Origin of the sequence: Xanthomonas cassavae CFBP 4642, from assembly GCF_000454545.1 — a bacterium.
In the GTDB taxonomy this organism is placed as follows: Bacteria; Pseudomonadota; Gammaproteobacteria; order Xanthomonadales; family Xanthomonadaceae; genus Xanthomonas; species Xanthomonas cassavae.
On sequence record NZ_CM002139.1, the window covers coordinates 3,177,561 to 3,187,655 of the forward strand.

At 62.0% G+C, this 10,095-nt stretch carries 13 protein-coding genes and 1 pseudogene; 13 read left to right on the forward strand and 1 reads right to left on the reverse strand.

The window, feature by feature from the left end; translation table 11 throughout:
• Positions 1-35 precede the first annotated feature (35 nt).
• The 8 genes and pseudogenes from XCSCFBP4642_RS0114090 (at position 36) to XCSCFBP4642_RS0114120 (ending at position 8,004) form a co-directional block, all read left to right on the forward strand.
• Positions 36-338: a phage tail assembly protein gene (locus XCSCFBP4642_RS0114090; RefSeq protein WP_029220358.1), complete on the forward strand. Its 303-nt coding sequence runs from the start codon at positions 36-38 to the stop codon at positions 336-338.
• Positions 339-346: 8 nt separating this feature from the next.
• Positions 347-460 (forward strand): GpE family phage tail protein, encoded by a 114-nt coding sequence (locus XCSCFBP4642_RS27165; RefSeq protein WP_005922203.1) that lies wholly within the window; start codon positions 347-349, stop codon positions 458-460.
• A 29-nt stretch (positions 461-489) separates the two neighbouring features.
• A pseudogene (locus XCSCFBP4642_RS24855) lies at positions 490-3,359 on the forward strand (phage tail tape measure protein).
• 12 nt (positions 3,360-3,371) lie between these two features.
• Positions 3,372-3,773: a phage tail protein gene (locus XCSCFBP4642_RS0114100; RefSeq protein ID WP_029220359.1), complete on the forward strand. Its 402-nt coding sequence runs from the start codon at positions 3,372-3,374 to the stop codon at positions 3,771-3,773.
• Positions 3,770-4,870, forward strand: coding sequence for a phage late control D family protein (locus tag XCSCFBP4642_RS24860; RefSeq protein ID WP_029220360.1), 1,101 nt, complete (start codon positions 3,770-3,772; stop codon positions 4,868-4,870). The genes XCSCFBP4642_RS0114100 and XCSCFBP4642_RS24860 overlap by 4 nt, the downstream gene beginning before the upstream one ends.
• A 532-nt stretch (positions 4,871-5,402) precedes the next feature.
• The gene (locus tag XCSCFBP4642_RS0114110) at positions 5,403-6,431 is read left to right on the forward strand and encodes a radical SAM protein (RefSeq protein WP_033898378.1); all 1,029 of its coding nucleotides are present in this window, start codon (positions 5,403-5,405) and stop codon (positions 6,429-6,431) included.
• Entirely contained in the window at positions 6,428-7,474 is a 1,047-nt protein-coding gene (locus XCSCFBP4642_RS0114115) for a hypothetical protein (protein WP_152527275.1), read from the forward strand. Before XCSCFBP4642_RS0114110 ends, XCSCFBP4642_RS0114115 begins: the two co-directional genes overlap by 4 nt.
• A gap of 11 nt (positions 7,475-7,485) precedes the next feature.
• Positions 7,486-8,004, forward strand: a complete 519-nt coding sequence (locus tag XCSCFBP4642_RS0114120) for a PH domain-containing protein (protein ID WP_029220363.1) — start codon at positions 7,486-7,488, stop codon at positions 8,002-8,004.
• 155 nt (positions 8,005-8,159) lie between these two features.
• Here XCSCFBP4642_RS0114120 and XCSCFBP4642_RS0114125 read toward each other — a convergent pair whose 3' ends face one another.
• Positions 8,160-8,597: a helix-turn-helix domain-containing protein gene (locus XCSCFBP4642_RS0114125; protein ID WP_029220364.1), complete on the reverse strand. Its 438-nt coding sequence runs from the start codon at positions 8,595-8,597 to the stop codon at positions 8,160-8,162.
• A gap of 70 nt (positions 8,598-8,667) precedes the next feature.
• Here XCSCFBP4642_RS0114125 and XCSCFBP4642_RS27170 point away from each other — a divergent pair, with 70 nt between their 5' ends.
• Genes XCSCFBP4642_RS27170 through XCSCFBP4642_RS24865 form a run of 5 tightly spaced genes read left to right on the forward strand, consistent with a single transcriptional unit; the run spans position 8,668 to position 10,009 of the window.
• Positions 8,668-8,925 carry a DNA-binding protein gene (locus tag XCSCFBP4642_RS27170; RefSeq protein ID WP_084624529.1) on the forward strand — a complete coding sequence of 86 codons (258 nt, stop codon included), beginning with the start codon at positions 8,668-8,670 and terminating at the stop codon, positions 8,923-8,925.
• Between the two features lie 2 nt (positions 8,926-8,927).
• A complete protein-coding gene (locus XCSCFBP4642_RS0114130) occupies positions 8,928-9,248 on the forward strand; it encodes an ogr/Delta-like zinc finger family protein (protein ID WP_029220365.1) in 321 nt (106 codons plus the stop codon).
• 10 nt (positions 9,249-9,258) lie between these two features.
• Positions 9,259-9,537 (forward strand): hypothetical protein, encoded by a 279-nt coding sequence (locus XCSCFBP4642_RS0114135; RefSeq protein WP_029220366.1) that lies wholly within the window; start codon positions 9,259-9,261, stop codon positions 9,535-9,537.
• Entirely contained in the window at positions 9,534-9,746 is a 213-nt protein-coding gene (locus XCSCFBP4642_RS0114140; protein ID WP_029220367.1) for a hypothetical protein, read from the forward strand. Before XCSCFBP4642_RS0114135 ends, XCSCFBP4642_RS0114140 begins: the two co-directional genes overlap by 4 nt.
• Before the next feature lie 8 nt (positions 9,747-9,754).
• Positions 9,755-10,009: a hypothetical protein gene (locus XCSCFBP4642_RS24865; RefSeq protein WP_033898382.1), complete on the forward strand. Its 255-nt coding sequence runs from the start codon at positions 9,755-9,757 to the stop codon at positions 10,007-10,009.
• Positions 10,010-10,095: the final 86 nt, after the last annotated feature.

A 10,095-nucleotide genomic window follows, 5' to 3' on the forward strand; every position in this document is an offset into this window, starting at 1 on the left:
CTGGCGCCGCCAGGCCTCAGCCCTGAGACCTTCCGATGACCCCGACCTTTTCCCCAGCCATTCCCCTCGACCAGCCCATCACGCGCGGCGAGCAGACCATCACCGACCTCAAGGTGCGCAAGCCCGGCGCAGGCGAACTGCGCGGCCTCAAGCTGACCGACGTGCTGCAGCTGGATGTCACCGCCCTGGCAACACTGCTGCCGCGCATTTCCTCGCCCACGCTGACCACCGCCGACGTCAATGCGATGGATCCTGCCGACCTGCTGGCCCTCGGCCAGGAGGTGCAGGTTTTTTTCTTGCCGAAGGCGCAGAGGGAAGCGGATTTCCCGACTGCGTAGAGGATGCGATGGCCGACATCGCGGCCATCTTCCACTGGCCACCGTCTGAAATGGACGGCTGGTCGCTGCACGAACTCACGGCGTGGCGCGAGCGTGCCCGCCTACGAAGCGGAGCCGAATGATGCCCTACCCGAACCACGAGGCCGCCTAAATGGCGGCCTCCGACAATCTGCGCCTGCAGGTCATCCTGGCTGCCGTCGACCGCGCCACCGGTCCGTTCAAACGCGTGCTCAGTGGCAGCCGTGGCGTTGCCACCGCACTGCGCAACCAGCGCGACGCGCTGCGCCAACTCAACAGCCAGCACCGTGACATCGGCGCCTACCGCGAGCAGGTCGCGCTGGCACAGCGTGCCAAGGCCGCGCTCGATGCGCAGCGGCAATCGGTGCGCACGCTTGCCCAACAGATCAAGGCCACTGGCACGCCGACCGCTGCCATGAATGCCGAGTTCGAGCGTGCCGTGCGCACCGCACGCGAACTCAAGGCCGCTCACGGCGCGCAGGAGGCCGGCTTGCAGCGGCTGCGTGGTCGCCTGGAGACGGCCGGAATCAGCACCCGCGAGCTGGTCACGCACGAGCGCCGCCTGCGCAGCGAAATCGACAGCACCAACACCGCCATGCGCGCCCAGCAGCAGCGCTTGGTGGCGATCGATGCTGCCCAGCGTGGCACCGCACGCATCCAAAGCGCCGGCCTGCAGGCGGGTGCCTACGGCGCCGGCATGGCCTTCGCCGGCCAGCGCGCCTTGCGCGCCTCCGTACTGCCGATCAGCGATGCGATGGAGTTCGAGTCCGCCATGGCGGACGTGCGCAAGGTCGTGGACTTCAAGACGCCGCAGCAGTTTTTGCAGATGGGCCGCGATGTGGAGAACCTCTCCATGCGCCTGCCCATGCTGCCGGCGGAGATTGCCAAGATCGTGGCCGCCGCCGGCCAGGCCGCCATCCCGCGCCAGGAGCTAGTCCGCTTCGCCGAGGACGCGGCCAAGATGGGCGTGGCCTTCGACAGCAGCGCCGAGGAAGCCGGCCAGACCATGGCCACCTGGCGCACCGCCTTCCGCATGGGCCAGGCGGAGGTGGTCGTGCTGGCCGACAAGATCAACTACCTCGGCAACACCGGCCCTGCCAGCGTCAACAAAATCAGCGCGGTGGTGAACCGCATTGGTGCCCTGGGCGAGGTCGCCGGCTTGCAGAGCGGCCCACTGGCGGCGCTGGGCGCCACCGTCGCCGGCATGGGCATCGAGTCGGAAGTCTCGGCCACCGGCATCAAGAACATACTGCTCACCCTGGCCTCGGGCGAGTCGGCCACCAAGAGCCAGCGCGAGGCCTTCGACAAGCTGGGCATCAAGGCCACGCAGATGGCCCAGGTCATGCAGAAGGATGCAGGCGGGGCAATCATGTCGGTGCTGCAGAAGCTGCGCGCACTGCCCAAGGCCGAGCAGGCCGCGACGATGACGCAGCTGTTCGGTCGCGAGTCGATCGGAGCGATCGCACCGCTGCTGACCAATTTGGAGCTGCTGCAGGGCAACTTTGCTAAGGTCGCCGATGCGCAGCGCTAGGCGGGTCGATGTCGGCCGAGTACGCCTCGCGGGTGGCCACCTCGGCCAACTCGCTGCAGCTGCTGAACAACACCGCCGTGGTGGTGTCGCAATCGATCGGCCAGGTGCTGCTGCCGCAGTTCAAGCAACTGACCGAACACACCGCTGCCGTGGTCGGCCAGGTCACGACGTGGATCCGCGCCAATCCGGTGCTGGTGGGGGCGATCGCCAAGGTGGCGATCGGCGCCGCCGCGTTGGTCACGATCCTCGGCGGCTTGCTGGTGGCCGGCGGCGTTGCTGCCATGGCGTTCTCGCAGATCCATGGCGCCGTGGCGCTGCTGTCGGGCGGTGAAGGCTTCGGTGCGCTGCTGCGGCAGGCACTGGCGTTCGGCGGCCGCGTGCTGCCCATGCTTGCCAATGGTGCCCGCTTGCTGCTACCGCTGCTGGGCGGCGTCAGCCTGCCGGTGCTGGCCATCGGCGCGGCCGTCGCTGCGGTGGCGCTGCTGGTATGGAAGTACTGGGGGCCGATCAAGGCCTTCGCCATTGGCGTCTGGCAAGGCATCGTCGATGTTGCCGCGCCGGTCCTCGCCGAGCTGAAGACCGCGCTCGCGCCACTGGCGCCGGTGTGGGACACCGTGGCCGCTGCGATGGGCCAGGCCTGGGCATGGGTCAAGCAGCTGCTGACGCCGTTCGAGGCCACCACCGCGCAGTTGCATGGTGCAACTCAAGCCGGTCGCGGCTTTGGGCAGATCCTGGGCGCGATGCTGGTCACCCAGCTGCAGCTGGCGGTCAAGGCGATCGGCTGGCTGGTGCAGGCGTTTGTGTTCGTGCTGCCGGTGATCAAGCAGATCCTCGGCGGCGTGTGGCAAACCGTCCAGGGCACGTGGTCGCTGATCGTGGGCGTGTTTACCGGCAACGGCGATCGCATCCGCCAGGGGCTGCTGCAGCTTTGGGCGGGCATCAACCTGCAGCTGGCCAACTGGCCGGCCCGGATGCTGCAGGCCGGCGCGGACATGATCAGCGGCCTTGTCCAGGGCATCCGCTCCAAGCTCGGCGCCGCCGGCAATGCGATCGCCAGTGTCGGCACCGGTGTGGTCGATCGCTTCAAGGGCCTGCTGGGCATCCATAGCCCCTCGCGCGTGTTCGCCCAGTTGGGCGACTTCACCATGCAGGGCCTCACTGTCGGCCTGCAGCGCGGCCAGGGCGCGCCTGTGCAGGCTGTCACGGCGCTCGGTAACCGCATGCGTGCGATGGGCGCGGGCCTGGCCCTGGCGACGGCCACAGCGCCTGTGGCGGCGATCGACATGCGTGCGCCGCTGTCGGCCCCTGTGCGCGCTGCCAGCGCGCCTGCAGGCGGCAACAGCTACGTCATCCACGTCCATGCCGCACCCGGCATGGATGCCAACGCACTGGCGCGCGAAGTCGCCCGCCAGATCGAAGACCGCGAACGGCGAACGGTGGCCACCCGCCGCTCCAGCCTGCGCGACGACTGAGGATCTCCCGCGATGATGATGTCCTACGGCACGTTTGTGTTTGCCCTCGATAGCGCCGCATACCTGCAGCTGCAGCGGCAGATGAGCTGGCGCCACGCCACCAGTGAGCGCGTCGGTGCGCGAGCAGCCAGCCAGTTCCTGGGACCAGGCGATGAGAACATCGAGCTGTCGGGCCTGATCGCGCCCGAACTCACTGGCACCCGCGAGTCTTTGGACACGCTGCGACATCTTGCGGCCGTTGGTGAGCCGCTACCACTGGTGGATGGAGCGGGCGTGGTGTACGGACCATACCTGCTGTTGTCGATCAACGAGACCGCTTCGCTGTTCTTCGAGGACGGCACGCCGCGACGGATTGAGTTCCAACTAAGCCTGCGTCGCACGGACGACGTTGCGGCCGAGGCGGCCGCCGCATGAGCTACCCGATTCCGCAGTGGCGCGTGGTGCTCGATGGCACAGACATCACCGAGCGCATCGCACCGCGCCTGCTCGATCTCACCCTCACCGAATGCCGCAGCGGCGAGGCCGACCAGCTAGACCTGCGCATCCACGACCACGACGGCAAGATGGCGCTGCCTAAACGCGGCGTGCGCCTGACTGTGGCGCTGGGCTGGAAAGACACCGGCCTGGTCGACAAAGGCGCCTTCATCGTGGACGAGGTGGAGTACAGCGGCGCGCCCGACATCATCACTGTGCGCGCGCGTAGCGCCGATCTGACCGCCAGTGCGCGCACGCGGCGCGAGCGCAGCTGGCACAACACCACGCTGGGCGCAGTGCTCAAAACGCTCGCAAGCGAGCATGGATTGACGCCGCGCGTCGCCGAGGCACTGGCACGCACCAAGCTCTCCCATCTCGACCAGGCCAACGAGAGCGACATGAATCTGCTCACCCGACTGGGCCATCGCTTCGATGCGGTGGCAACGGTGAAGGGAGGTGCGCTGGTGTTTGCGCCGATCGGCGCCGGCACCACGGCGACCGGCAAACCACTGCCGACTGTCGCCCTGACGCGGCGCGACGGCGACCAACACCGCTACTCCGTTGCCGACCGGGATGCCTACACCGGTGTGCGCGCCTACTGGGTGGACAAAGGCAAGGCGCGGCGGCAATCGGTGTTGGCGGGCAAGGACGACAACGTCAAGCGCCTGCGCGAGTCGTATGCCAATGAGGCAACGGCACGCCAACATGCGCNCTGGGTGGACAAAGGCAAGGCGCGGCGGCAATCGGTGTTGGCGGGCAAGGACGACAACGTCAAGCGCCTGCGCGAGTCGTATGCCAATGAGGCAACGGCACGCCAACATGCGCGCGCGGAGCTGGAGCGGGTGAAACGCGGCTTGGCGAAGTTTGACTACACACTTGCGATTGGGCGGGCTGACCTATTCCCAGAGCAAAGCCTCACGGTGAGCGGCTTCAAACCGGAGATTGATAAGCAATGCTGGCTGATTGCAAAGACCACCCACGCCATCAACGGCTCAAGCGGTTTCACCACTTCGCTTGAGTTGGAGAATACGCATTGAGCTTTCGTGTACCTCCGCCTAAAGAGCATCTACTGCTGTGGACCTGAAAAATTAGCAGTGGATCATCCGACAACTTTGCGCACAATGCCTATTGACGTTCGGCATACGCAGCAGCCTGGGTGTACGCATGGACACCTGATGCAGGTAGGAATTTCCGGCAGAAACAATCCTCCGACAGCACTGGCATGTGCAGTCAGCAAGTACCCACCAACGTGCGTTGGCCATGCAAGCATCGTTGCTTCGATGGGCAAATTTTTCACGGTCCCGTTCCCTTTCACATTGACCTATCTCTCGCAGCACATTTAGGAATTATCTGATGGTTAGCTAGACGAAGGCTGTTTAGACTTGAACATCGACGTCAGGCGACTAGGAGAGTGACGAACAGATCGCAATGAGGAACGCGCAAGAACTGCTAAAAATAGGGATTTTGGTCACATTTAGCTCCCGTCGGAGGCGATGGACATGAACCTTCTCCGCTAAATGAAAATAACTATGCGGACAGCCCGACCGGGGAAATAATCGGAGAATCCAGATGGATCTGTGCACAACGTTGTTGCCGAAAACACTTACTTTCATCACCACTTACCGATGCACTGCAGCCTGCACTCAGTGCTGTTTTGAAAGCAGTCCCAAGGTCAAAGGACGGCTTGGTCGCGACGAGATGATTCGGGCACTTCACGATGTAAAAAATCGCTTTAAGTCGCTGCGTGCAGTGGTGTTCACAGGCGGCGAAGCGACCTTGCTGAAAGATGACCTTGTTGCCATCATCGCGGAGGCCACTTCTCTGGGTTTGGTCACGCGTATTGTCTCTAATGGCTCTTGGGGAAAAACGAAGGCTACGGCCAAGCGCTTGGCTGGCAAGCTGGCCCGCGCAGGCTTGTGCGAGTTAAACATCAGTACCGGCAAGGACCACCAAGAATGGGTTCCACAGGAATCAGTCGTCAACGCAGTGGAGGCGGCATTTCATGCTGGCGTACTTACCTTGGTGACCGTCGAAGCGGATACAGCAGACAGTGCAAAACTGGCAGCACTCATGAAAGACCCAACCTTGAAGACCCTCCGATCAAGGGGTGTGATTGTCCAGTCGAACAGTTGGATGTCGTTCAAGGACACTGGTGAGGAGCGAGACCACGCGCTTACAACGGGACGACGTGCCACGCCATGCGAACAGATCCACAGCAACATTGCCGTCACTCCGTACGGCGAGGTCTCGGCGTGCTGTGGGCTCACGTTGGAGCACATTCCCGAAATGAAGTTGGGGACAATGGATGAAGGTGTTTCCGACACATATCTACGCCAGTGTGATGACTTCCTCAAATACTGGCTGCGCATGGACGGCCCGGGGGAAATCGTGCGCAAGGTCATGGGCGATGAGCGCGCTGATGAATTGCTGTCCGATTCTGTACACATCTGCGAGGACTGCGCCGTACTGCACAAAAACCCCGAGATTCGCGAGCGAATTGCTGCTACTTACGAGCAATTCGTTCCAGAGGTGATGAGCCGCTACGCACTCACCTCGGCTATCGATCAACTTGTCGAACGAAAGGAGTGTGGACGGTGAAGCGACGGAAGTTCATTCAATCAAGTCTCGTGGCCGGTGCCGCTACTGCTGCGCCCGTGGGCGCGGCAACGATCGAAGGCACAGCACGGGTGTTTGGCGAGCCCGCAAGCCTGACCGGTGGCACGGCCAATGTAGCGGTTACCAAGATGCTGCTTCCGCTGTCGCGGGGAGGCATGCCCGCAGAAGGATGGGACCGTTGGTCGCGCTTGTCCGCCGCAATGGTTCAAATGTTTTCCGACCCGGCGCAGCGCGGGGTATTCAACTCGAATCCACAGAAATTTCTGGCCACGGTTGGGTACGACGCCCGAGCGCTTGACGCGCCAACTCTATCCCTGCTCGTTGCGCTTTCAGCACCAGAAGTCCAGAGCGCAGTCCACAAAAAGGACTATGCATCGCTGCTTAGCTATCTTCATGTTTCCGGCGCGCTGGATAGGCCAAAGCCGGATGCGCTTACCCAACAGATGGCTAAGGTTCTGTCCACGAACCTTGGCATCATCAAGGAATCGCTGGGGCTGGCCCCGGATTCACCACTAACGGGCGACATCGTTCAGAAGTTCGTTTCAACTGGCAGCGCTTCGCCGTCGGCGGCTGACTTGGCCGCAATCGGTAACATCGCCGAGTTAGTGCGTGTAGCACCAGGTCAGGCGGTCGCCGGGGCGTTCGTGGTAGTTGTGGCAGCAGTAGAGACGGCGGTGGGTGTACACGCCGTAGCTGTCCTATTCACTGCTATAACATTCGTCAGCAGCGTGTCGGTGACTGGCAAGAGGCCCATGGATCAGGTGGCGGCGATGTCGGCGTTCACGGGGCAGATGAGTCGCCTTGATCCGGAGATCTGCGAAAGTTGCAGCGTTGCGCAGCGCGCTGCTGCCATGCTGGGAGCTCCTGAGTTGTATTCGGAGCACGCGAAGTTGGTCATCCGAAACGAAGTGGCGGCGTTCCTACGCGCCATGCAGCAGGTGGGCCTGATTTCGTATGAGGAACATGCGTTTCCTACTATCGTCGATGCTGTGTATGAATACGGCATGCGCGCGATTGCAGCATAGGAGAAATTTAAATGAATTGCGATATCTCACTGCACTTGGCCGATGGCAAGACATATCTTGCGATCTTCGGCCCGTTCGTGCTTGTCATGGGGCTCGTGGCGTATATGCTCTACGCTGGCAAAGCGCCAACCCCGTCGAAAAAGGCTGCTCTGGCAGCGGTCTTCTTAGTCAACATTGGAGCTGCGTCATTCTTCATCTGGCAGGCACGTAGCACTCACGTTAGTGTCGGTGACGACAGCCTTGTGCTGCGCGTTGGGACGGAAAGGGTGATCGTGCCGTTGAGCGCGCTGCGTTGGGACGAAGCATTGGATGCAACGCCCATTCGCTTCCCCCTGCGCAAGTTCGGCACCAGCCTGCCGGGAATGCACATTGGCTGGTTCCGAAAAGAGGGAGGCGGTGACGCGTTCCTAATGCGTTCTTCGGAGCCCTCTACGCTAGTCCCGACCTCCAATCAATTCGACGTGGTCATTCCCACAGTGGCCTACGAACAGATACGTCAATGCGCACATTCCCCCAGAAAAGCACAATAAGTTCCGTGCCTGGATGATTGCTGATCAGCCGGCGGCCCTCCGTCGGCTTTTTTATGATCGCCGTTTTGCTTTGCAACATCAGTTATTAAACGTCTGCCGCTGGTTGTCGAGAACGCACTCTTTTGCGATGACCAGCTGTCCTATCTGTAACTCGATCAGGACTTCTTTTTTTTACGTCCGCCAACAATGATCTGCATGTTGCCCTGATCGATCGATGCGGTTGTAGAAATCACCGAGCCGACTTCGCTGTTGTTGAACGACACAACCGGGCCGGCCCCAGTCTTGGAAGACGAGGCATCGCTTACCAAGCCCAATGCAGCAAGTACAGCGTTGCGAGCAGCCGGTGACGCATCTTTGAACGCAGACAGCAAAAGCCTATCGGAGGGATCCAACTGCGCTCGGTGTCCAGACAGCACGTACATGACATCAACGCCACGGTCCAGCGCGGCCAATAGATACGCTCCGCCGGGCAGGTTGATGTCTTTCTCGAAGTTCAGTTGCGCGTAGCGCGTCAGCCCCAGCTGCACGGCCATCTCGTCCTGCGTCAGGCCAAGCCGCTTGCGCTCGTCCTTCAGGCGTTTCCCCACAGTCATACAGGCATTCCCTTACTTGACAATGTTGAGTTAAGTCAACAAAATTCCCACAAGTAGACGGAACCGCCACATGCCCCTCAAGAGTCAACTGCAACAGTTCACGCCTCGCAGCCCGGAACAGGCGCGACAGTGGCTTGAGGCAAATGGCGTCACGGTCTCGGCATTCGCCAGGCAAAACGGCGTGGATCGGTCGGTTGTGCATGACCTGCTCCGCGGCCGTTCTCAGGGAAAATACGGCGAGTCTCATAGGGCGGCGATCGCCCTTGGCCTCAAGGCACCGCCCAATAGTGCCACAAAAATCCCAACTGCCAAGAGCTCAAGGGGGTGAGCATGTTCGGTCGGAAAAAGATCGTTTTTCGCTGCGAAGCATGCAGTGCAAGGCTCATCAAACGCACCAGCGTCCTTGCACATAAGTTCCTGCGGCACGACTCGTATGTCTGCGAGAACCCGATGTGTGGCGCAACCTACACAGGCCATTCGGAGTTGACGGGTATTGCCAGCCCCAGCGGCGTACCCACCGCACATAGCGAGCTTCCACCAACACCGGCCTATCAGCGCGCCCAAGCGCTGCAGGCCTACCGCGAATCGCTGGGCGACCGCCAGCTGGACTTGATCCCCATGGGCGGCGAGCCGCTCTTCCCTCACCTCTGAGGTAACTCGAATGCGAAATACCCTTGATTGGGCGGCACTGCCGCCCACGGCGAAGCTTTGCCTGGAAGTTGCGCTCATCCACAGCGGCCTGGTGAAGACCGAGCATGGATACATCGGCCGCACTGCCGCGCCGGACACAGATCAGCGCTTCGGCGCAGTTGTGGTTGTCGCGCTTATGCGCGAAGGCCTCGCTACCTCTGACGCCTTCGACGAGCGCCTCGTTGTGCTGACCGATGCCGCCACCGCCTTGTTCCATATCCAACATGCAAGCACCGAGGCGGGCTCGTGAAGCACGCCAGTAGCTGGTTCACCGCACAGGAGCCGCAATTCGTTGATGCGGCTAGCAATGTGCCGCAGCGCATCGCGCCGCACGCCAAGCACGAAGAAGCACGGCTGCTCGCTGCCGCCGTTGATGCGCACCGCCGTGCCGGCGGCGCTTATGTCGTGATCGACAACGCCCCCTCTCCGCATGCGCCTCGGCGCCAGCTCGGCGTCTAAGGAAGGTCATGCAAGAGGATCTGCGGCAACAGGTGCTGTCCCGGCTGGAAAGGGATTACGGACTCAAGCACCGGAGTGGTACCGAGTACATGCGCGGAGGCAAGTGCCCCTCGTGCAGCAAGAAAGAGCTGTACACCAACCATCTAAAACCTTGGGTAGTGAAGTGTGGCCGCCAATCCAAGTGTGGCCGCGAGCTGCACGTCAAGGATCTGTACGACGACCTGTTCGACGACTGGTCCAAGCGCGACGTCCCCCCATCCTGAGTAGCAGTCGGGTTTAGAGTCCGGGGTTGATGATATCGCTGTTGGCCAGGTGCTGGGCATAGGCCGTCGGCGTCATTCCGCCGATT

Bases quoted from the DNA above. Each gene is read 5' to 3' on its own strand.
- XCSCFBP4642_RS0114110 (WP_033898378.1), top strand. From the start codon at position 5,403: ATGGATCTGTGCACAACGTTGTTGCCGAAAACACTTACTTTCATCACC.
- XCSCFBP4642_RS0114120 (WP_029220363.1), top strand. From the start codon at position 7,486: ATGAATTGCGATATCTCACTGCACTTGGCCGATGGCAAGACATATCTT.
- XCSCFBP4642_RS27165 (WP_005922203.1), top strand. From the start codon at position 347: ATGGCCGACATCGCGGCCATCTTCCACTGGCCACCGTCTGAAATGGAC.
- XCSCFBP4642_RS0114125 (WP_029220364.1), bottom strand. From the start codon at position 8,597: ATGACTGTGGGGAAACGCCTGAAGGACGAGCGCAAGCGGCTTGGCCTG.
- XCSCFBP4642_RS0114090 (WP_029220358.1), top strand. From the start codon at position 36: ATGACCCCGACCTTTTCCCCAGCCATTCCCCTCGACCAGCCCATCACG.
- XCSCFBP4642_RS0114135 (WP_029220366.1), top strand. From the start codon at position 9,259: ATGCGAAATACCCTTGATTGGGCGGCACTGCCGCCCACGGCGAAGCTT.
- XCSCFBP4642_RS0114100 (WP_029220359.1), top strand. From the start codon at position 3,372: ATGATGATGTCCTACGGCACGTTTGTGTTTGCCCTCGATAGCGCCGCA.
- XCSCFBP4642_RS0114130 (WP_029220365.1), top strand. From the start codon at position 8,928: ATGTTCGGTCGGAAAAAGATCGTTTTTCGCTGCGAAGCATGCAGTGCA.
- XCSCFBP4642_RS27170 (WP_084624529.1), top strand. From the start codon at position 8,668: ATGCCCCTCAAGAGTCAACTGCAACAGTTCACGCCTCGCAGCCCGGAA.
- XCSCFBP4642_RS24865 (WP_033898382.1), top strand. From the start codon at position 9,755: ATGCAAGAGGATCTGCGGCAACAGGTGCTGTCCCGGCTGGAAAGGGAT.